General features: G+C 37.5%; 21 protein-coding genes, 5 tRNA genes and 2 pseudogenes. 2 read left to right on the top strand and 26 right to left on the bottom strand.

Annotation, left to right across the window (positions count from 1 at the left end):
• Positions 1-410: 410 nt before the first annotated feature.
• From ACFQ18_RS15970 to ACFQ18_RS15920, 11 genes and pseudogenes are all read right to left on the bottom strand, one after another.
• Positions 411-1034 (bottom strand): YdhK family protein, encoded by a 624-nt coding sequence (locus ACFQ18_RS15970; protein ID WP_204798656.1) that lies wholly within the window; start codon positions 1032-1034, stop codon positions 411-413.
• Entirely contained in the window at positions 1024-1200 is a 177-nt protein-coding gene (locus ACFQ18_RS15965) for a hypothetical protein (RefSeq protein ID WP_204798655.1), read from the bottom strand. The genes ACFQ18_RS15970 and ACFQ18_RS15965 overlap by 11 nt, the downstream gene beginning before the upstream one ends.
• Before the next feature lie 104 nt (positions 1201-1304).
• Positions 1305-1436, bottom strand: coding sequence for a cation transporter (locus ACFQ18_RS15960; protein ID WP_204798662.1), 132 nt, complete (start codon positions 1434-1436; stop codon positions 1305-1307).
• A gap of 76 nt (positions 1437-1512) precedes the next feature.
• Positions 1513-1659, bottom strand: a complete 147-nt coding sequence (locus tag ACFQ18_RS15955; RefSeq protein WP_111014484.1) for a hypothetical protein — start codon at positions 1657-1659, stop codon at positions 1513-1515.
• Positions 1660-1913: 254 nt separating this feature from the next.
• Positions 1914-2852, bottom strand: a complete 939-nt coding sequence (locus tag ACFQ18_RS15950; RefSeq protein WP_204798654.1) for a cation diffusion facilitator family transporter — start codon at positions 2850-2852, stop codon at positions 1914-1916.
• 86 nt (positions 2853-2938) lie between these two features.
• Positions 2939-3262 carry an ArsR/SmtB family transcription factor gene (locus ACFQ18_RS15945; RefSeq protein ID WP_204798653.1) on the bottom strand — a complete coding sequence of 108 codons (324 nt, stop codon included), beginning with the start codon at positions 3260-3262 and terminating at the stop codon, positions 2939-2941.
• Between the two features lie 271 nt (positions 3263-3533).
• A complete protein-coding gene (locus ACFQ18_RS15940) occupies positions 3534-3929 on the bottom strand; it encodes a class I adenylate-forming enzyme family protein (RefSeq protein WP_379566733.1) in 396 nt (131 codons plus the stop codon).
• Positions 3930-4001: 72 nt separating this feature from the next.
• Positions 4002-5270: pseudogene (locus ACFQ18_RS15935) on the bottom strand (long-chain fatty acid--CoA ligase); the annotation flags it as partial.
• 30 nt (positions 5271-5300) lie between these two features.
• Positions 5301-5852, bottom strand: coding sequence for a beta-ketoacyl-[acyl-carrier-protein] synthase family protein (locus ACFQ18_RS15930; protein WP_240473262.1), 552 nt, complete (start codon positions 5850-5852; stop codon positions 5301-5303).
• A gap of 6 nt (positions 5853-5858) precedes the next feature.
• A pseudogene (locus ACFQ18_RS15925) lies at positions 5859-5945 on the bottom strand (hypothetical protein); the annotation flags it as partial.
• A gap of 19 nt (positions 5946-5964) precedes the next feature.
• Positions 5965-6408 carry a hypothetical protein gene (locus ACFQ18_RS15920; protein ID WP_204798652.1) on the bottom strand — a complete coding sequence of 148 codons (444 nt, stop codon included), beginning with the start codon at positions 6406-6408 and terminating at the stop codon, positions 5965-5967.
• Between the two features lie 209 nt (positions 6409-6617).
• Here ACFQ18_RS15920 and ACFQ18_RS15915 point away from each other — a divergent pair, with 209 nt between their 5' ends.
• Positions 6618-6833 (top strand): hypothetical protein, encoded by a 216-nt coding sequence (locus ACFQ18_RS15915; protein WP_047184415.1) that lies wholly within the window; start codon positions 6618-6620, stop codon positions 6831-6833.
• 179 nt (positions 6834-7012) lie between these two features.
• On the opposite strand, the gene glmS is transcribed toward ACFQ18_RS15915, so the two are convergent.
• From glmS to sigW, 6 genes are all read right to left on the bottom strand, one after another.
• Entirely contained in the window at positions 7013-8815 is a 1803-nt protein-coding gene (gene glmS, locus ACFQ18_RS15910) for a glutamine--fructose-6-phosphate transaminase (isomerizing) (RefSeq protein WP_204798651.1), read from the bottom strand.
• A 515-nt stretch (positions 8816-9330) separates the two neighbouring features.
• Positions 9331-10674, bottom strand: a complete 1344-nt coding sequence (glmM, locus tag ACFQ18_RS15905) for a phosphoglucosamine mutase (protein WP_204798650.1) — start codon at positions 10672-10674, stop codon at positions 9331-9333.
• A 53-nt stretch (positions 10675-10727) separates the two neighbouring features.
• Positions 10728-11954, bottom strand: coding sequence for a CdaR family protein (locus ACFQ18_RS15900; protein WP_204798649.1), 1227 nt, complete (start codon positions 11952-11954; stop codon positions 10728-10730).
• Positions 11947-12768: a diadenylate cyclase CdaA gene (gene cdaA / locus ACFQ18_RS15895; RefSeq protein ID WP_204798648.1), complete on the bottom strand. Its 822-nt coding sequence runs from the start codon at positions 12766-12768 to the stop codon at positions 11947-11949. The genes ACFQ18_RS15900 and cdaA overlap by 8 nt, the downstream gene beginning before the upstream one ends.
• A 400-nt stretch (positions 12769-13168) precedes the next feature.
• Positions 13169-13810, bottom strand: a complete 642-nt coding sequence (locus tag ACFQ18_RS15890; protein ID WP_145543155.1) for an anti-sigma factor family protein — start codon at positions 13808-13810, stop codon at positions 13169-13171.
• 13 nt (positions 13811-13823) lie between these two features.
• Positions 13824-14387 carry an RNA polymerase sigma factor SigW gene (sigW, locus tag ACFQ18_RS15885; protein WP_047184421.1) on the bottom strand — a complete coding sequence of 188 codons (564 nt, stop codon included), beginning with the start codon at positions 14385-14387 and terminating at the stop codon, positions 13824-13826.
• 183 nt (positions 14388-14570) lie between these two features.
• Between sigW and ACFQ18_RS15880 the strand changes: the two genes are divergently transcribed.
• Positions 14571-14720, top strand: coding sequence for a Spo0E family sporulation regulatory protein-aspartic acid phosphatase (locus ACFQ18_RS15880; protein WP_204798647.1), 150 nt, complete (start codon positions 14571-14573; stop codon positions 14718-14720).
• Between the two features lie 198 nt (positions 14721-14918).
• On the opposite strand, the gene ACFQ18_RS15875 is transcribed toward ACFQ18_RS15880, so the two are convergent.
• From ACFQ18_RS15875 to ACFQ18_RS15835, 9 genes are all read right to left on the bottom strand, one after another.
• Positions 14919-16025, bottom strand: a complete 1107-nt coding sequence (locus ACFQ18_RS15875; RefSeq protein WP_379566731.1) for a phosphomevalonate kinase — start codon at positions 16023-16025, stop codon at positions 14919-14921.
• 15 nt (positions 16026-16040) lie between these two features.
• On the bottom strand, positions 16041-17018 hold the full coding sequence (gene mvaD, locus ACFQ18_RS15870; protein ID WP_204798645.1) for a diphosphomevalonate decarboxylase: 978 nt from the start codon (positions 17016-17018) through the stop codon (positions 16041-16043).
• A 24-nt stretch (positions 17019-17042) separates the two neighbouring features.
• A complete protein-coding gene (gene mvk, locus ACFQ18_RS15865; protein WP_204798644.1) occupies positions 17043-18005 on the bottom strand; it encodes a mevalonate kinase in 963 nt (320 codons plus the stop codon).
• Positions 18002-19291 (bottom strand): hydroxymethylglutaryl-CoA reductase, degradative, encoded by a 1290-nt coding sequence (locus ACFQ18_RS15860; protein WP_204798643.1) that lies wholly within the window; start codon positions 19289-19291, stop codon positions 18002-18004. Before ACFQ18_RS15860 ends, mvk begins: the two co-directional genes overlap by 4 nt.
• Positions 19292-19669: 378 nt before the next feature.
• Positions 19670-19745 (bottom strand) — tRNA-Lys (locus ACFQ18_RS15855).
• 3 nt (positions 19746-19748) lie between these two features.
• Positions 19749-19823, bottom strand: a tRNA-Gln gene (locus ACFQ18_RS15850).
• Between the two features lie 10 nt (positions 19824-19833).
• Positions 19834-19918, bottom strand: a tRNA-Tyr gene (locus ACFQ18_RS15845).
• 305 nt (positions 19919-20223) lie between these two features.
• Positions 20224-20296, bottom strand: a tRNA-Thr gene (locus tag ACFQ18_RS15840).
• A 1-nt stretch (position 20297) separates the two neighbouring features.
• Positions 20298-20373, bottom strand: a tRNA-Val gene (locus ACFQ18_RS15835).
• Positions 20374-20549: the final 176 nt, after the last annotated feature.

Raw genomic sequence — 20549 nt, 5'->3', positions numbered from 1 at the left:
CTTCTTTTACTGTACGTTCTTAAAATTATCCACATTCTTATTAACTATACAAGTAAATATGAGTTGTATTTATATCACTTTAGACGATTCATTTTCTCTGTTGAGGTGAGCGAGTAAACAGAAGTGCCAGTAAAGCACCAGGATATCAGTACTCATGCTCGGAAATCGGGACGCGTGCTCGAAATATCAGCACTCAACTACTTAAAGAACTTTATATTAACTTATAAAATGATCCTTGCCGACCCTCTTCCAGAATTAAAAAAATATCTCTCTTTTTTTACCCATTTGTGAATAGGCAGCAATTGTAGGGTATAATTTTTTAGAGGGATATATCTACTCACAGAACGCCGCTGAACAATACTAAAAGGTCCATCACGCGTTGTGCGAGTACAAACATCCCTTAGCTTAATTTATTCTACCGGTGAAAGTTCTGCCTCCGTTACCCATTTATGATTTTCCACTTCCTTACCAGTCTCTGTATCCGTGTAGCTCACCATGTAAATGGTTGTTGGTTCTGCTGAGTCAATCGTAGCTGTAGCGCCATCCATTCCTTCCATATGATCCGCATTTAATACCACTTCATCGCCAACTTCAAATGGTTTTTCTCCAGCATTTTCAATTTCTTCATGAATAACCCATTTATGGTTCTCTACAGGCTCTCCACCAGTTGTTGGGGTGTAGGAAACAGCATAAACCGTTGTCTCAAATGCACCTGTAATGGTTGCTGTGGCACCATCCATTCCTTTCATGTGATTTGCATGCATAACGGCTTCACTTCCAACTGGATAAGTTGCGTTCTCTGCAACTTTTAAATCTTCCGGAACTTCACCTGAACTTGAATGATTCATCTCTAAGTGATCCATTCCCTCTTCCGCGGAATCAGAAGCTTCTTCATTCAAATCCATGTTTTCATTCGACTCACTTTCTGTACCTTTATTATCTTTAGGTGTCGTTTCATCATTTCCTGCACAAGCCGTTAAAACAAAAGCTAGCATTAAAGAAAAAAATCCAATTAATAGTTTTTTATTTTTCATTATCCCTATCCTCCACTCGAGTGAATTTAATGTTACAGCGATCAGATTCTAAGACTTCCTCCTTTTGAACTTCTGAATATTCATGTTGGTTATTTACTTCTAATTCCCCACTTTGAAGTGGATTATTCCCAGTAATTATTCCATAAACTAGGATAACCAACAGCATACACAAAATACCTAAAAAAGCTCAGGTCCATTATTATTCACATACCGGTCAAGGGTATATTTTTTTAAAAAAGAGAATATGCTACAGAAGCTCGACCACCCTACTTATGCAACATCGTAGCCTTGTTCTTCAATAACTTCTGTAATATCTTTCAAGTCCACCTTTTTTGGATCAAAGGTTACGTCTACTTTCCCATCTTGCAAATGAACTTTTACGCTTTCTACACCGTGTTTTATTTGCTATTTGCATTACCTCCTTTTTTATTTGCCTTAATGTTAACATACCCCCATTGGGTATTGTCAAATGAAAAATTTATTTCATTATCCTCGAGAAAGTTATCACTAATTCTGAAATGCTTTCTAGATTCCTTTTCTCTAACCGTTCTATAACATATGTGTTAATGTGAATCTCCAACGGTAACCAGTAAACGGAATGCGATGCAGATTGTAGGGCAGACATTTGATTCTGTCATGAAACAGTAGTCACGACTTTAAAGAAATACAGCATAAAAAAAGCCTAATTTCAAGCTAAAATAACGAGAAATTAGGCTTTCCTTCATCCACCACTGATGGTTAGTCGCTCTTATCGGACCTTTACAGGCAGTTGATCTCCCACCTACCTTCTTTGTTCCTAAGAAGCTTGAGGGGGGATATGGGGTATTCAATAATCGTTTGCCACTTTAGCTATCATCATTTTACATTTAACCATGATTCTTAGTGATGATGTGACGGTTCGTTTTTTATTTTGCAAAGAATTGAGTTGTCATGTTTATGTGCCTCTGTCTCTAGTTGAATCGTTACATGCATAATCCCTAAATGTTCAAGGTCGTGTTCAATCTTGCGTAACACATTCTCACTTTCTGCAATCGTTAGCTGATCATCGACCACAGCATGGCAGGAAAGTGCATTTAGTCCACTAGTAATTGTCCAAACATGTAAATCATGAATGCTCTGAATCCCGTTTACTTCTTCAATGGTTTGAATAACATCATTAACATCAACATTTTCTGGTGTTCCTTCCATGAGAACATGAATCGCTGCTTTAGACACATGGTAACCACTTCTTAATACAAGAATGGCGACAATGACACTCGCAAGTGGATCCGCCCAACCCCAGCCGAAGAACATGATAAGCAGTGCAGCAATAATCGCTCCGACAGATCCAAGCATATCGCTTATTACATGTAGATAAGCCCCACGCATGTTTAAGTTTTCCTCTACATCCGCGCCACGTACCATAATCCACGCAACAAGAACATTAATAGCTAGGCCAATGATACTGATAGTCAACATTCCTGTTGTTGCGACTTCAGGCGGGTTTGCGAAGCGCCCAATTGCTTCATAGAAAATAAACAAAGCAATAACAATTAACGTCACACCATTTAATACAGAAGCTAAAATCTCAAATCGCTTGTAGCCAAATGTCTTACTTTTACTCGCTACTTTTTCTCCTAATTTAAACGCAATTAATGCAATCGCTAATGAAATAGCGTCACTTAGCATGTGACCGGCATCTGCTAAAAGGGCAAGACTATTTGTTAAGTAGCCCCCTATCGCTTCCACAATCATATAAACGGTAATGATTAAAAATGATATTAATAGCACTTTTTTATTTGCGCCATGTGTATGATCATGTCCATGGTCATGTCCCATTATAAGCCCCCCTTATATTTATATATATGCATATAACAATATATTTTACATCGCTTGCCACTTACTTAAATATGTAAATGTCAAAACTAACTGTGACAAGCGTGGTCTATCATTTGTTGCAAGATAAGCATAACATGAGCATCATCGTGGGAATAGTAAAGTGTTGTTCCTTCGCGGCGGTATTTTACAAGCCGTAAGTTCTTCAAAAACCGTAATTGATGAGATACGGTAGATTGTCGGATATCTAAAGTATCTGCAATTTCGTTTACAGAACATTCCTTTTTAAAAAGTAAATTAAGAATTCGGATTCTTGTAGGATCCCCTAATGCTTTAAAAGTTTGTGAAACGATAAATATTGTTTCGCTATCTAAATCTTGAGTAAGACCATTTTCATTTCCAAAGTCCTCCATTTTATTCCCTAACCTCCTTGCATCATCTCATACAGAATATAATTATAAATTGATTATCCTTATATGAATATATTAACATATATACATTTATGGTACAATGATATACAGTTAAAGTCTCAAAAAATCCAGGTTGGGTAATTTCATTATATTAACGCGGCCATACATAATAAAATCAAGACGTTTTATTGCTTGTTGTGTATTAACTATAGCCACGAAGTCTTTAGATACGTTTCTATATTCGATTATTATTCGAACCCAGACTGAAACAAGTTTATTTTGTTCCAGTCTGTTTTACTTTTTTCAATCTTTCTTCTGCAATCGCCTGTAATTTAAACTTTTGAATTTTCCCGGTTCCCGTCAGTGGCCATTCGGAGTCCTCCACAAACCAAATATGTCTCGGTATTTTAAAACGGGCTACACGTTCCCGGCACAGGTTTCTGATTTCTTGCTTCGAGCAGCTTTCCCCTTCTTTTAATTCAATGAACGCTGCACCAGTTTCTGTTGTTAACTTATCCGGTACACCAACAATATATACTTGATTGACAGCAGGATGCATTGATATAACGTCCTCTACCTCTTTTGGAGCTACGGTTTCTCCAGATACCTTGTAGAGGTCTTTACTTCTTCCTAATAACCGGATATAGCCATTCTCATCAATGGTTCCCAAATCACCGCTACGAATATAGCCTTCTTCATCAATAGCAAAAGCTGTTTCCTCTGGTTTTTTATAATAGCCTTTTGTTACAACGTTGCCTCGAACTGCTAACTCACCAACGGAGCCGCTTGGTAAGGTTTCCCCAGAATCTGGATCAATGACCTTGTATGTTACACTTTTATCTCCAAAATCTGGATCCCCAGCCACTCCTGCTGTTTTCACCTTTCCAACAGTTGTCGATATAATTTCTAAAGGATCACCGATTTCTGTCAGCATTGTTGTAGAGGATGCTTCTGTTCCTCCACAGCCTGTACCAATCTCTGTCACTTCCAGCTCTTCTACTGCACGTTTCCAAAGAGGAACTGGTGATGGAGCGGCACAACATAACAACGCATAGAGATGATTCAGTTTAGTATTTTTAATTTCTGGTCGATTCAATAAAGCTACCAGCATCGAAGGAACCGCCAGAAAATCATGAACTTTGTATTTTTCCATCAATTCCAATGATTGCAGTGGCTGAAAGGCTTGACAGGTAACCATCCCTCCACCTAAAAAGGAGGCTGCAAATAAACCTTCTTGTAGAAAATAAACATGATACATCGGCAACGGTGCATAAATTCACCTTCCTGTCTCATAAGCTCTTGTACAACAAGTCGCGAATCCGGAACGCAGCATCATATCATCAGTAAGCATCACACCTTTTGGTAAGCCAGTAGATCCTGACGTATAAATAATCGCAGCACAGGAATCGGGATCATTTGTTTCCTGCATACGTTGATCAACAACCGCATTCTCTACCGCTTCGGCTCCCTTTACAAAATGATTCCAATCTTGGTAAATTGCTGGAGCTTCTTCCTTCTTCATTGGAATACAAACAGCCTGTTTAAAAGGACTTTCCGCATCCCCCTGGAGGGTTGCAATTACGCTTTTTAATGATTCCGCATGTTCTTGCTTATTCGCAACTTGATGTAAGAAAAGCCAGTTTGTATCCGATTGACGAAGCATATAGGTCAACTCTTCCTTTTGGAGCTGTGTATTCAACGGAACAACAATAGCTCCAATCATCGAAGAAGCAATAAATAAGGCGATGTAATCTGGATCATTTTCCATTAAGATAGCGACATGATCATCCGGCTGTACACCTAGATGAATCATTGCTTTGGCATAACGTCGTGACCTTTTCCAAATCTCTTCGTATGTCACCGTATATTCTGGCATCATAATCAGCGGATAATCCCGATAATGCTGACATTGCCTCTCAAAGTGGGCTGCAATTGTCCGTTTCTCCCATTTAGGATAAGCCGATTTTAAAGCCTCTCTTCTTTGCTCTACACTTAAACAAGTTTCTAGCATCTTCTATCTCTCCATTCATCATTTCATTCATTAAGGAGCTTGCCAAATAAGAATTCCATTTTGACCACCAAAGCCAAATGAATTACTCATCGCTGTTGTAATACGCTGCTTGCGGCTCTTATTTGGAATGATATCTAACGGTGCTTGTTCATCACGAATATTAGAATGAAGTGTTGCAGGAAGTATCCCTGTTTCTAGTGCTCTTATGCACGCAATACTCTCAATAGCTCCCGCTGCACCAAGTAAATGACCTACACTTCCTTTAATGGAGCTGACAGGTATTTCATCAAGCTTTTCCCCGAAGATAAGTCTTAATGCCTTCGTTTCTGCAATATCTCCAGCTGGTGTTGACGTCGCATGTGCATTAATATAATCAATATCAGTAGGAGTTAATCCTGACGAACGAAGCGCTCGCTCAATTGCCAATGCGGCGCTGGTTCCTTCAGGGTCTGGTGACGTATCATGATAAGCATCATTGGAAGCCCCGTAACCTTTTAGTATTGCATAAATATGCGCCCCTCTTGCCTTGGCACGTTCTAATGGTTCTAGGACAAACAAACCTGCCCCTTCTCCCATTACCATTCCTGTCCGCTCTTTATCGAACGGACGAGACCATGTTGTAAAGTCTTTCGGCCCTTTCGTAGCTAGTGCCCCTGCATCTCCTAACCCAGACAGAAATACATTGGACCAAAGGCTATCTACCCCTCCAGCAAGAATATAGTTTAATTTCTGTTATTTCAATGTACTGATTCTCATAATCCGCTTCTAGTTTTTCGAAATTTAGTTCCTGGCCGGCTCTTCTGTTCATATAATCTTTACTCCATTCAATGTCAGATACAGGGCTGATATAGTGAATGGTGAATTCATCCATCGCTGCTATATCATTGTCTTCATAATGGAACATGAGGGATTCATATAGTTCGTCTGGCTGTGCGTTACTTGTATCATCAATAACCATATCTTCAGGGAAATGAAGAGTGAAACCATTTGTCTTTGAAATCAATGGGTAGTAGCCACTTTTAACTTGGTCAGTAGACTGCATATATTCTCTTGTGTATTCATCTTGAAATGCCGGCACATTAGGTAAATCATTCGGATCCATCTCAGAAGGGGAGAGGGACTCTTTTCCATTACTCATATTGCATTCTCCTAAAATCAGCGTTGTAAGTATCACAATGATTGCAAATTTATATTTCACGCAGCGTTACCTCCATAAGGTTTGGATTGTTACTGTAATGTAGTCCATAAAAATTATACAAAACACATCCAATCATTCCCAGCAATAGTATGGTACTTTTCCTAAAACGGTTCTTTAGTCTCGGGGATATGTACCAGTATGAAGCCATAATGAAAAAGGAGCTTGAACAAATCATCTTGCATTCACTAGCAAAAAAATATCAAAATCAAAGTGATGATAAGTTAAGGGTGCTTGCAACTATATTAAGTTGGATGATTTACGGAGCTTCATTAGATTGGAAAGAGAATAGCAGCAAATCATCAGAGGAATATTTAGAAGAAACAAGTTTATCTATTAGGCAATTATTGAAGAATGAAATATCGTAAATTCAATTGAAAAGCAAATTGATATTGGATTATGATTGGGCCCCCAACGAATTTTGCGTAAAAAAATCCAAAGGTCTGCCGGGAAAACACCGGAAAGACCCTCGGATTGGGAACATTAATTTTATTTAAGGAACGTTAATTTTTTATAGGGACAACCACAAGTATCCTCTAAAATTAATTTATTCTACTGTTACACTTTTCGCAAGGTTTCTTGGCTTATCTACATCACAGTCACGATGTAATGCTGCGTAGTATGCCAATAATTGTAAAGGTATGATGCTTACTAATGGAGTTAGAAGTTCATGAACTTTTGGCAAGACAAAAGCATCTGTGTCTTCTTCTAAACCTTTCATACTAACTATTAAAACATTCGCACCACGAGCTACTACTTCTTGAACATTACCACGAATAGAATAGTTTACATTTTCATGCGTGGTAACTGCAATAACTGGAGTTCCCTCTTCAATTAAAGCAATGGTTCCATGTTTAAGCTCTCCACCAGCAAAGCCTTCCGCCTGAATGTAGGAGATTTCTTTTAATTTAAGTGCACCTTCTAAAGAAACATTATAATCTCCGCTTCTTCCGATGAAAAAGGCATTGCGAGTTGTTGGTAAATACTCTGCAGCTAAACGTTCAATTTCTTCTTTCTCATCTGTTAAAACTTCCATCGCACTAGAAACAATTGCTAACTCTTTAATCAAATCTATTTCTATTTCTTTTCCTTTAACAGCTGCTGTGTCTGTTGCCAAAATAGCAAGTACAGCAATTTGAGCAGTATATGCTTTAGTTGAAGCAACAGCAATTTCTGGGCCAGCATATAGCTGTAGTGTATAATCAGCTTCACGAGAAAGGGTGGAACCTGGCACATTTGTAATCGTTAGTGCTGGGTATCCTAGTTCTTTAATTTTTACTAATACAGCACGGCTATCTGCTGTCTCACCACTTTGTGAGAGGAAAATAAATAAAGGTTTTTCAGAAAGCAATGGCATATTATAAGAAAACTCACTTGCAACATGGACCTCGGTTGGAATGCTAGCTAGTTTTTCCAATAGCTCCTTACCAACTAATCCTGCATGATAGCTCGTTCCTGCTGCTATAATATAAATTCGATCTGCTTTCTTCATTGCATTACGAATATCATTATTAAGTTTTAGTTCGTTATTTTCATCTTGATATTCCTTAATAATATTCCGAATAACAATTGGCTGTTCATCAATTTCTTTTAACATATAGTGTGGGTAGGTTCCCTTTTCTATATCACTTGCATCAATTTGTGCCGTATACGGTTCACGTTCCACAACTGTACCATCTAGTTTTTGAATTTGCACATGATTACGTGTAACTAATACAATTTCTTTATCATTAATTTCAAGATATTGATTGGTTTCTTTAAGTGTAGCCATTGCATCACTCGCAATGACATTAAATCCATCACCTAAACCGATCAATAATGGACTCTTATTTTTAGAAACATATAGTGTTTCCGTATCATCGACATCAATCATTCCGATTGCATAAGAACCTTTTAAAAGTTCCATCGCTTTACGAAAAGCTGTAAGTGTGTCTTGATGTTCTTGATAAAATTTATCGATTAATTGAACGATAACTTCTGTATCTGTTTCACTTAGGAACGTAACATCACTTAAATATTCTCTCTTTAAGTCTTGATAATTTTCAATTACACCATTGTGTACAATTGTGAATTTACCTGATGTACTTTGATGTGGATGTGCATTTGTTATACTTGGGATTCCATGTGTTGCCCAACGAGTATGACCAATCCCCATCGTTGCTTGTACGGAGTCATCCACACTTTCTTTCAATTTAGCAATACGACCTTTAACTTTCGTAAGATGAACGCCCTCTTCATTCAAAACAGCAATACCTGCTGAGTCATAGCCACGATATTCTAATTTTTCTAATCCGTGTAATAAAACATTCTTTGAATCATTATTTCCTATATAACCTACAATTCCGCACATTTCATTGTCCTCCTATGATAGGGGCAGACAAACGTTATACTTATTAATATTAATCCTTGGGGCGCTTTTCTGCCCCTTTCTCGTATTTTTTTCATAGTCATCTTGCATCATTCCTTTGTGCAATAAGTCGCCTTATTGTTTTTGGAACAAAGCTAAACGATTGAGATGTGCAATCGGGAGGCATCCGCCGAAACTTCGATAACCTCCACCTCGTCAACTATTTTCCCCTGTCGTCCGGAAAATAGTCCTGGCGCTTTAAAATAAAGTAACTACTATGCTCCTTTCCATATAGAAATAAGCCTAAAACATATTCTATATTAAATCAGCTTTAGACTTAATTTATTCTACCCAATGAAAACGCCTTCGGTCAATAAAAAGCTTCGAGTAGATCATATTAATTTATGTATAATATGTCTTTCTTGTGAACATGTTAGGTAATTTTGATTTTCTATATAATGTTTTATCAGATAAAATAAAAAAACTGCTCCAGCTTTTCTTGGAGCAGTTTTCTTATTTTATTTAAGACCAAATAAATCCTCTACTATTTTTACAATACGGTCTACGTATTTTTCACATTCTTCTTCCGTTGAAGCTTCTACCATGACACGGATTAATGGTTCTGTTCCAGATGGACGTACAAGAACACGGCCGTTTTCACCTAATTCGTGCTCCACTGCTTCTACTTCTTTAAGAATTTGTGAGTTGTTCAATGCTTCTTCCTTATTGGTTACTTTCACATTTTTCAAAACCTGAGGATAAATTGTCATTTCTGCCGCAAGCTCTGATAAGGCTTTTCCAGTTTCTTTCATTACATTTACAAGCTGAAGGGCAGAAAGCATTCCGTCACCTGTTGTTATGTAATTTAGGAAAATGATATGACCAGACTGTTCTCCGCCAAGATTATAACCGCCTTTACGCATTTCTTCCATGACATAACGGTCTCCCACAGCAGTTTTACTACTTTTAATTCCATTTTCATCAAGAGCTTTATAAAATCCGATATTACTCATAACGGTTGAAACGACTGTATTATGGCGTAAAAGGCCGCGTTCATTTAAAAATTTACTACAAATATACATAATTTGGTCGCCATCTACAATATTTCCTTTTTCATCTACAGCTATTAAACGATCACCATCACCATCAAAAGCTAAGCCAATGTCAGCGCCTTTTTCCTGGACAAATTCTTGAAGCTTCTCAGGGTGTGTAGACCCCACTCCATCGTTAATGTTTAAACCGTTTGGACTAGAGCCGATAGAATAGATTTCTGCCTCTAGATCTGCAAATAAGTGTGTTGCAAGGCTAGAAGTTGCACCATGAGCACAATCAACTGCAATGGTTATTCCTTCAAAGTCGTTATCAATCGTATCTTTTAAGAAGGATAGATATTTTTGACCACCTTCAAAGTAATCATTGATTATCCCAATATCTCCTCCTATTGGGCGAGGAAGCTTATCCTCTCCATCAATAATTTCTTCAATTTGATCTTCTTGCTCGTCACTTAGTTTAAACCCATCTGGGCCAAAGAACTTAATTCCGTTATCTTCAACAGGATTATGAGATGCGGAAATCATGACTCCTGCATGTGCGCTTAACGCTTTAGTTAGATAAGCTACTCCCGGGGTTGAGATAACCCCCAGCCTCATCACTTCCGCTCCAATGGAAAGAAGTCCAGAAATTAGCGCATTTTCTAACATGGTACCGGAAATTCTTGTATCACGACCTATTACTACTTTCGGTTTTTCAGTTTGCTGTGTTAGTACATAGCCACCAGCACGGCCTAATTTAAAAGCTAATTCTGGAGTAAGCTCTTTATTTGCTATACCTCTTACCCCATCTGTCCCAAAATATTTTCCCATGTCTTACCTCTCCTTTATTTCCAATTCAGGTGTTAATAGGGGTTGTAACCAGACTATTCAATATCAACCTGAATTTGTTCCAGTTCGGTCGAAATAGAAATATCATCAGATTCAGCCTTCATCTCTATTTCCACCGGCAAATTATGCTGCCCTTTGTTTAAACCAGATCCATTAGCATATAATCGAATATCGTCCTTCGTAATTCCACCAACTTCTGCTTCATTTCCTACTAACGTGACGTCCATCTTTTTATCTTTAGGTTTTAAAAATTCTACAGCTTGTCCATCTATTCCATCAACATGAACAGGAACATCCTCTAATGTTTTTGTTTGTTCTAGCTCTACACCCACTTCAATTGTATCCTTACCAGGAACAACTACACCTTCGGGTAAAGCAAGTCCCACCTTAATTACCCCTGTCTCTTTAATTTGGGACAGGTCAATCTCTTCTGTGGAAATAGACTCTATGCCTGCAAGTATATCACTTGTTGCAAAAACTTCCACTTCTTCTATTTTGGGCTTCAATGAAATTAGTGAATATCCTTTAGGTAGTTCACCTTTTGTTTTAATATCTAATTTCACCTTTTTACTTGGATGATTTACTTCCGTCGATACTTTAATCTTCTCCGGAGTAACATTAGCATTAAGAACGTTACCCTGTACGTCATATATATTTACAGGAAGTTCTTGGTTTTCTATAGGCTCTTTAACTCCAGCAACATCGACAAATACTTTCACTACCCCAATACGTTCAATAATGTTACGCGAACTTGTTATCGTTACTTCTGAAGGATTAATCGTATAGTCACCAAGTTCATAACCAGCTGGTAATTTATCTTGATTAACAAAGTCTACGGAGACCTCAAAATTCTTCTCTGCCTTTTCTTCAATATAGACATCAATTTCACTTGGCTCAATAGTCATTTTTAATTGATTGGAAACATCATGTTCAATTTCTACAGTATGTTCTCCTTCTTCCAATCCTTCCAAATCAACAAATACTTCAAAGTTTCGTTGTAAAACAATAGGACGTAAATAATTTGGTGGGCCTTCTAAAGATACCGTCACAAAATCTGGTACACCACTTACAACATAATTGTCATTATCCATCCTAATTTCTACAGGAACATCATCTAGCGTTTGGGTTTCTGTATTACTTCTTGAAACAGCAGAATCCGTATGGGTAGAATTAACGGTAGTATTTACAAAGATGTATAATATGACAGCAAAGGATAATGAAACTAAACGAACAAACCATTTGCTTTTAAACCAATTATCCATTTACATCTTCCCTCCGATTCTTAATCTTCTTTTTGGAGGCTTCTTCAATGTATGACAGATGGGCATTAAGCATTTGTTTTAATGTTTCTTCATTAATATCTCTATGCAATTCACCATTTTTTGTACATGAAATGGCACCTGTTTCTTCTGATACCACAACAGTTAAAGCATCTGTTACCTCACTTATCCCCATAGCGGCACGGTGCCTAGTTCCTAACTCTTTTGAGATAAATGGACTTTCGGATAACGGAAGATAACATGCAGCTGACATAATTTTCCCATCTTTAATAATTACTGCACCATCATGTAAAGGGGTGTTTGGTGTGAAAATATTGGTTAATAATTGGTGTGTTAAATTACCACCTACCAAAATTCCGGTTTCCATATATTCACCGATTCCAGTCTCGCCTTCTATCGTTATCAAAGCACCTATTCTTCGTTTCGCCATATATTTACAAGATTCAACGATAGATTCTATATTTTTAGCAATAATCTCTTCCTCTGATTTTGAACTTCTGGAAAACAAATTACCTCTTCCTAATTGTTCTAAAGCCCTTCTAAGTTCAGGTTGAAAGAGTATAATAATTGCAAGAAAACCCCAAATAATTGCCTGGTTTGTCAGCCATTGTAATGTTTGTAAATTAAAGACATTACTTATCGCCCATACAAGTAATACGACAGCTATCCCCTTTAGGAGTTGGATTGCTTTCGTACCCCGTATTAACATCATTAATTTATATAATACATACCAGACGAGAGTAATATCTACGCCTAATCTAAGTAGATCGAGAAAATCCAATCCCCCATCAAGCATGCGGCACACATCCTTTTTTACTTTATTAGAAAACTTAGCATTCGCTTTGGCTTTAGCGAATGCCGTAGTTGCACTTATGCAAATCTTCACGATGGGGCGAGTAATCGAAGCCCCAGACTGGAAAGATTTCTATCCTTTCCTACCTGCCAAAAAAGTTTAGTAAAATTAACAATTTATTTTTTAAACATGCTGTTATTATAACAAAATATACCTATAGATAGAAAGCAATATGTGAATTTTAGAACGATTCATCTATCTAATTATTAGAGGTTGTTCAAAAGTCCAGGTAAAATGACACTTCCTCCTTGAACAGCACTATTAGAAAAACTGGAATTCGCTATTAATCTGGGGCAAATGCCTTTAGTTGGCAGTCATGCAGGATAAAAGAACTAATTCTTTCTTACCCTGCTGAAAATGCAAAAACATTTTTAAATAAGGTTTTTACTTGAAACCACAACCATTCAAAAGCTCTGTCTACAATTTGTAGTTCTCCATTAACTTCACCTACAGAAGCCATCAGTTTTCCATTTATCGGTTTTTCATTAATTAACTTTCCATTAATGATAGTTACATCCCCATCAACAACACCCATTACTAACAAGTCCCCATTTCGAATAACTAGGTCCTCATCTACGACAACATCTTCTGGCACAATCACAGTATCCCCCTGAACAATGAGGTCTTCCTGTTTGGATACGACTAATTCGTTATTTTGATTCCATTGTGAAAATACACCGCTAAGCATTAAAATAAAGAAAATTGCTGCAGCTGTTAAAATAGGATGTGTTTGAAACCATCGTTTGTATTTAATACGTTTCTTTTCTTTAGGTAGTTTACGCATAACATTATTCGTAAATCCAGATGGTGCCTGAATATTTTCCGCACTTTGTATCATACTAATACTTTGTGTTAACTCTTCGAAGTGATTTCTACAAGCCTCACACTTTTCAATATGAGTAAATAGTTCCATTTCTTTTATTTTATCTATTTCTCCATCTAAATACTGGTGCATAAGTATAATCTTTTCTTTATGAATCTCCATAGGTTACACTCCTTTACACGTGACGAAGCCTTTTTCTCAAAGCTTCCCTTCCTCGGTGAATCCTAGTCTTAACCGTTCCAATTGGAATATCCAAAATACTTGCAATCTCTTGAAGGGAAAACTCTTCTAAGTAACGAAGAATGATAATACTACGATACTTCGGTGGTAATTCAGAAATCTCTTGATGAATATAATGGTTTAATTCTGAACTTTCTACTTCTTCACTTGGTAGAGGATCATTAGAAGAAAGCTGGGAATACATCGTCAAACCTTCTGCCCCTTTAATTTCTGCATCAAGGTAATAATCTGGTTTACGCTTTCTGATTCGATCAATCGTTAAATTAGTAGCTATTCTATATAACCATGTTGAAAATTTCCTATTTTCATCAAATGAATCAATATTAATATAAGCGCGAATAAATGCCTCTTGAGCGATGTCTTCCGCCTCATGTTTGTTACCAAGCATTCTAAAGCAATGTTGATAGATTCTATCCTGGTAGAAATCAACTATCATGCTATATGCTGCTTGATCACCTTTTTTAACTCGTTTAATTTTTTCTCTAATTAATTGTTCCATTAACGTACCTCCGCTTATTTTGCGGTATTTATATTACGAACAGGTTATACATAAGGTTTCCTTTTTTAATAAAATAATTATTTAATATAGTCACAAAAAAAATGTCATAGTTTCACTTAGTTTAAGTTTGCTTTTATTGGGATATTTTCATAATATAGTATACTAGATAGGAGGTAAGTTTTGGTGACAAAACATATTTTATTAGAAAAAATTGAAAAATGTCGAAAAGAAATGATTTTATTAAGTAATAATCATGATTTGACTTCCGAGGCTGTTGTTTCTTCTAGTATGAAGCTTGATGAATTAATTAATCTATATCAAAAACTTATATAATGCTTCTCACCAAGAACTTACTAACATAACTAAAAGCATACAATTTTTATATATTAAAGTGCGTGTTCAAAAAGAAGGTTGAAAAGGACCAAGGTTGTTTAAAAATAAAATGGCGCCTATCGTAACTGCATTGTTTTAGGCGTTTGGATATATAAAACACCTGATTTTCCAATTTGGAATAATCAGGTGTTTTTTAATCTAGTTATTATTCTTTATCTCAGTAGCACCACTATGATTGGGCTTTATGCTTAATGGCTTGATCCCATTCTCTTCCCAAACCTTTAGTAGTTGTTCCGCTTTTTCCTTTGTCGGCATAAAAGCAATACCGCAGTCACCGCCACCAGCTCCTGATGGTTTTCCAGCACCACCAAGTTCTTCCGCTAAATCACATAATTTTGCTAACATAGGAGTTTCAATAGGTGCATTAGCATCCCGTCCTAGTTTAGCAAGTGCTTTTCTATTTTCTTTTACACCTTTATAGAGTAGTGATTCGTCCGATTGCTTTAACCCCATAAAAAGTGTACGAACAGCCGCTCTACTATTTTCGAGAAATTCCTCAAAGAGTTTTGGTTTTTCTAATTTTAATTGTAAAACTTTATCTACTAGTTCAGCGGTAGAAGCAGCTTTTCCCGTCCAACCAACACAGAAATATATATGTTCTGGTATTTCTAATGGTTCAACAGAAAAATAAGTCCAATCTCTTTCTAATAATGATGATATAGATAGAGACCTATTATATTCTTCTAATAGCCACTCCGCTTGAAATGAAGCGTAATTTAATATTCCTCCATATGTTGAAGCTGCAACATCGGCTCCAGAACCATTCTTTTGCGCAATAACATGGGACAACGCTGCTAATCTAAAAATAAGATCCTTACTAGGCTCTTCTGGTAGAAACAATTTTAACATTGCAGTTATAACAGATGTTACAACCGCTGCACTTGATCCTAATCCATATTTAATCCCAGATTTATCATCAAGTTCACTACGTATCGTTAGTTGGAAGGGTGATAAAGCTACTCCCTTTTCTTGCAAATATGTACTTGCTATAGTCATCGCTTTCTGAACAAAACTGATACGCGGATTATCCGTATGAATGCTTACTTTTTTATTCTCAATCGTAAACTTAATGTTTTCCAACTGAAAATCTGATAATGTCAAACTACTTTTAGCCGATTTCTTGATGTCAGCATAAACAAAACGATTTACAGCTAATACAGCCAGATGCTCAGAAGGATGTAATACTGCATATTCGCCAGCAATCATTAATTTCCCAGGCGTCTTAATGGATATAGATTTGTTCACCAATATATTCAACCCCTACAGATAGGTTACTCCAGGTCCTATTTTACTTAAAGTTACATTTTGAACGTCAGGAATATCTTTCAATATCCTCTCTACTTGTTCTTCGTTTTCTGGTAAATAGAGTACTTTAACATTTGGTCCCGCATCAATGGTAAAATATGCTGGTATACCTTTTTCCCGCATTTCCTGTACCGTCTGCATTACTCTCATTGTAGTGTCATGCCAATACGTGAATGGCGGAGTCGCTCCTAACGTTGTTGCATGCATTTTTAAACAATTGGCCTCCGCAACAGCGCCTACTTTTTCGAAATCCTTTGTTGCGATACCTGCTTTAATTTCCTTTAAGTCGTTCGGAATACTATCTAACCAACCAGAGTAGAATGCCGAGGTCTCCACTGTACGTTTCATCCCTGCTCTACTGGAAATCTTTTTCATTTTAGAATTCAATTCAACAGCAGCTACACGCACATCCCAATGATTTTCTGTTTGTATTTGAATAGCTTGGGAATCCGTACCATCTTCTCTTTCTCCCATATTCCATTCCACAAACCCGCCATATATGGAGCGGCAAGCAGAGCCAGACCCTTGTCTAGTTATTCGAGATAAATCCTCATGGGTTAAATCCAATCCTAAAGCACGAGTTCCTGCAGCAGCTAAAGCTGCAAAACCAGAAGCAGATGAGGCAAATCCTGCGGCTGTAGGTACCTCATTAACGGAATTTACTCTTGCATACAAATTCTGTTTCCCTGCTGTCTCTCTAATTAAATGGAGAAACCGGGAAACGCGACGATACGCTTCCCCGGTAATCACTTCATTATTAAGCACGAATATATCTTCAGAAAGATCTTCATCAAAGGCTACAGAAGTAGTTGTATAAAAGCCATCTAATGTGATAGATAAGCTACTATTTGTTGGCAAAATTAATTCTTCGTTTCTTTTTCCCCAATATTTTATCAGAGCAATATTCGTATGCGCCTTTGCTGTAGCCTTCATTTTATATCTCCTCTTTAACCTATATTAATTCTGTTTTTTTAATACAAATGGCCATACGGCATGTGCACCGTATTTCCTTAGCTTTTCAGCAAGCTGTCTTGAATGAACCTCATTTCTTGCTAAGGCAATAATACAGCCGCCGTTCCCTCCACCAGTTAATTTTGCTCCCAAGGCTCCTTCCTGCCGAGCTAAATTAATTAATCGATTTAATCCCGCATCACTAACCCCTAAAGCTTCTAATTCGCGTTGAGCTTCATCAAGTAACCCACCTAAAATATGTTTTCCTGCTTTTTCTAAGGCACTTTTTGCTTGATGAGTTAATTCACCGATCTTTTCCAATTTACGTTGTATTCTTTTAGGAGTTGATTTAAGCAAACGTGCAACAGACTCAACAGATAAGCGAGTATCGCCTACCCGCCCTGAATCTGCAACAACAAAATAGTAATCTTCTTTTAAATCGAGATACTCGATTGGAAAGTCTTTCTCAAACCATACTGGTGATCTTGACGTAATTGTCAAAGTATCAATACCACTTGGCTGACCATGTGCAAAGGTTTCTGCAATATTAGCTAGCTCCAAAAGCTCATCTTCAGAATACGTTCGATTCGCAAAAGCAAATAAGGAACGAACAATTGAAATGGCTACTGAAGCACTAGAGCCTAAGCCCTTTCCAGGAGGGATAGAAGAGCTAATACGGATTAATAAGTCTTGTTTAGGTATGTCTAAATAGTCTAACGTTCTATTTACACATCTAACAATCCCTTGTAATGATTCAGGGACGTGAACCATCGGGCCGTGATAAAAAGCACTATCTATTTTAATAGAGCCTGAAACCTGCTCAATAACTGTTTCAACACCTATTAATGGAAAAGGAATTGCAATAGCGGGTTGTCCGTGTACAACCGCATGCTCCCCGATTAATATTAATTTACTATGAGCTACACCAATAGCCGTCTTTTCTGTTGTTGTTACTTTTTCTGCACTCATTTTTTATATTGTTCCACCAATTCTTTAGCTTTTCCAACACGGATTTGCTTTTCTTTAATTAATTCTTGAGCAATAATATCAATCATCTCCCCTGTAGCTCCTGCCGCAATTGCAACAGAGCGGGAGTGCAATGCCATATGTCCTTTTTGAATACCATCTGTTGCTAGGGCTTTGAGCGCACCAAGATTTTGGGCTAATCCTACAGCTACAATAACTTCCGCTAGCTCTTTAGCCGATTTTACCCCTAATAAATCTAATGAAAATTTAGCTAGAGGATGAACACGTGTAGCCCCTCCAACCGTGCCAACCGACATTGGTAATTCCAATTCGCCTACTAAATTCCCATTTTCATCTTTAAACCAATTAGTCATAGAACTATACTGGCCATTTCTTGCTGCATACGCATGAGCGCCTGCTTCTACCGCTCTCCAGTCATTTCCGGTTGCGATAACAATTGGATCAATACCGTTCATAATTCCTTTATTATGTGTTACAGCCCGATAAGGATCCGATGCTGCAAATTGATAAGCATGAATTACTCCGTCGCGTACTTCTTCTCCAGAAAAATCTCCTGTCTGTAATAATTCTGGAGATATGACACAATGTGCTTTCGCAAGACATCTATCTGCATAATTCGATAAAATTCGCAAATATACTTTGCCTTTAGTTATTTCTTCAACAAGCGGTGCAATGGATTCAACCATTGTATTAATCATATTAGCTCCCATTGCATCACATGTATTAATGTAAAGGTAGATGATAAGCATTTGACTATAAACTGAGTCAGAACCCTCATTTAAAATTCTAACGTCAAGATCCTCTGCGCCTCCACCTCTCGAAACAATGCTTGGATAGGCATTATTCGCAGCTTCTAATAAAACCGATTTATTTTGAAGTATTTCTTCTTTTGCTAATATGAAGTCTGAACATCCTACAACTTGAATCTGGCCTATCATCACTCTTTCGGTCGACTCCGTAGTAAATCCTCCAGCGTTTCTCACGATTTTTGCAATATGACTTGCTGAAGCTACTACGGATGCCTCTTCAATAGCCATAGGAATTACGTATTCCTTACCGTTAATCAAGAAGTTCAACCCTAAGCCTAACGGCAATTCAAAGGTTCCGATAACATTCTCAATCATCTTATCCGCTGTACCCACATCTAATGACGAATCAATTATTAAATTTTCAATATCTTCATCCTGAAGTCCATGCAACCTACTCAAAACTTCAACCCGCTCTTGAACAGTCATATTATAAAATCCTGGAATTCTGGAAGTATCCATACTTATCATCCTTTTTATATACAAAAATTCAAATAAACCAGTGTAAAATGATTCAAAGATTTCTTCTATTTATTATAACATGCATAGGTAAATTCATAATTAAATTATTTTTTTATCATACTATAATTTATCATCATTTTCTTAGAAAAACTAGTATTTGTTCGCCTTTAATATTTCTTATATTAACATTCGCTAAATGATTAGGAGAATGTTGCCTGAATTGCACTCATTCTGAAGAAGATAATTATTCTTTCTTCCTTTCGTTAAAAAAGACTATCTTATTCATTATGTAAAAAGTTACCTTAAAATGCAAATAAACAAGGCCATAGTCTTGACCTTGTTTATATTAAGATATTTCAGTAATTGTTGGTTAATTCATGGTGAGCCATGAAGGATTCGAACCTTCGACCCTCTGATTAAAAGTCAGATGCTCTACCGACTGAGCTAATGGCTCGTATGGCTGGGCCACTAGGATTCGAACCTAGGGTACACGGGATCAAAACCCGATGCCTTACCGCTTGGCTATGGCCCAACGATTCTAGTGGTGGAGGGGGGCAGATTCGAACTGCCGAACCCAGAGGGAGCGGATTTACAGTCCGCCGCGTTTAGCCACTTCGCTACCCCTCCATATTATTACCCAATCTATATTTATAATACTTATTTTTTAGAGGTTGTTCAAAAAGTCCGGTGAAAATGACACTTCGACGTTTCTAGTTGGCTTTCTTTTCCGCTCCTTGGAAAAGAAATTACTTTTCCGGCGTGCAAAAGCGTCTGCTCACGTATTAATTGCATACGTTCCGCTACTCAAAGCTACGCCGTCTCGAACTGCGACGCACACGACGTGCTAATGTCGGCGTTGCAACAAGATGTTGCGCACTTAGCCGACCTCGGTCCTTTTCATTCTCCTTTTGAACAGCCATTTAAATAAATGATGCCGGCCAGAGGACTTGAACCCCCAACCTACTGATTACAAGTCAGTTGCTCTACCAATTGAGCTAGGCCGGCATGGTGGAGGATACAGGGCTCGAACCTGTGACCCCCTGCTTGTAAGGCAGGTGCTCTCCCAGCTGAGCTAATCCTCCGACACACAGGATGTGTTAGTGCATGCGTTGTAATAAATTTTTACGGTGGGACGAGTAATCGTAGTCCCAGGACGTCGCATACTTAACATGCATTCCTTGAAAATGGTGACCCGTACGGGATTCGAACCCGTGTTACCGCCGTGAAAGGGCGGTGTCTTAACCGCTTGACCAACGGG

It is taken from the genome of Oceanobacillus caeni (genome assembly GCF_042678465.1).
Lineage (GTDB): Bacteria > Bacillota > Bacilli > Bacillales > Amphibacillaceae > Oceanobacillus > Oceanobacillus caeni.
Note: the sequence above shows the minus strand (reverse complement) of the source record. Positions and strands in the feature narration are given on the sequence as shown.

What these genes read in the sequence shown, in the direction of transcription:
- ACFQ18_RS15970 (WP_204798656.1), bottom strand. Translation starts at nt 1,034, where the DNA reads ATGAAAAATAAAAAACTATTAATTGGATTTTTTTCTTTAATGCTAGCT.
- ACFQ18_RS15965 (WP_204798655.1), bottom strand. Translation starts at nt 1,200, where the DNA reads ATGCTGTTGGTTATCCTAGTTTATGGAATAATTACTGGGAATAATCCA.
- ACFQ18_RS15955 (WP_111014484.1), bottom strand. Translation starts at nt 1,659, where the DNA reads ATGTCTGCCCTACAATCTGCATCGCATTCCGTTTACTGGTTACCGTTG.
- ACFQ18_RS15950 (WP_204798654.1), bottom strand. Translation starts at nt 2,852, where the DNA reads ATGGGACATGACCATGGACATGATCATACACATGGCGCAAATAAAAAA.
- ACFQ18_RS15945 (WP_204798653.1), bottom strand. Translation starts at nt 3,262, where the DNA reads ATGGAGGACTTTGGAAATGAAAATGGTCTTACTCAAGATTTAGATAGC.
- ACFQ18_RS15930 (WP_240473262.1), bottom strand. Translation starts at nt 5,852, where the DNA reads ATGGTAATGGGAGAAGGGGCAGGTTTGTTTGTCCTAGAACCATTAGAA.
- ACFQ18_RS15920 (WP_204798652.1), bottom strand. Translation starts at nt 6,408, where the DNA reads ATGAGTAATGGAAAAGAGTCCCTCTCCCCTTCTGAGATGGATCCGAAT.
- ACFQ18_RS15915 (WP_047184415.1), top strand. Translation starts at nt 6,618, where the DNA reads ATGAAAAAGGAGCTTGAACAAATCATCTTGCATTCACTAGCAAAAAAA.
- glmS (WP_204798651.1), bottom strand. Translation starts at nt 8,815, where the DNA reads ATGTGCGGAATTGTAGGTTATATAGGAAATAATGATTCAAAGAATGTT.
- glmM (WP_204798650.1), bottom strand. Translation starts at nt 10,674, where the DNA reads ATGGGAAAATATTTTGGGACAGATGGGGTAAGAGGTATAGCAAATAAA.
- ACFQ18_RS15900 (WP_204798649.1), bottom strand. Translation starts at nt 11,954, where the DNA reads ATGGATAATTGGTTTAAAAGCAAATGGTTTGTTCGTTTAGTTTCATTA.
- cdaA (WP_204798648.1), bottom strand. Translation starts at nt 12,768, where the DNA reads ATGCTTGATGGGGGATTGGATTTTCTCGATCTACTTAGATTAGGCGTA.
- ACFQ18_RS15890 (WP_145543155.1), bottom strand. Translation starts at nt 13,810, where the DNA reads ATGGAGATTCATAAAGAAAAGATTATACTTATGCACCAGTATTTAGAT.
- sigW (WP_047184421.1), bottom strand. Translation starts at nt 14,387, where the DNA reads ATGGAACAATTAATTAGAGAAAAAATTAAACGAGTTAAAAAAGGTGAT.
- mvaD (WP_204798645.1), bottom strand. Translation starts at nt 17,018, where the DNA reads ATGAAGGCTACAGCAAAGGCGCATACGAATATTGCTCTGATAAAATAT.
- mvk (WP_204798644.1), bottom strand. Translation starts at nt 18,005, where the DNA reads ATGAGTGCAGAAAAAGTAACAACAACAGAAAAGACGGCTATTGGTGTA.
- ACFQ18_RS15860 (WP_204798643.1), bottom strand. Translation starts at nt 19,291, where the DNA reads ATGGATACTTCCAGAATTCCAGGATTTTATAATATGACTGTTCAAGAG.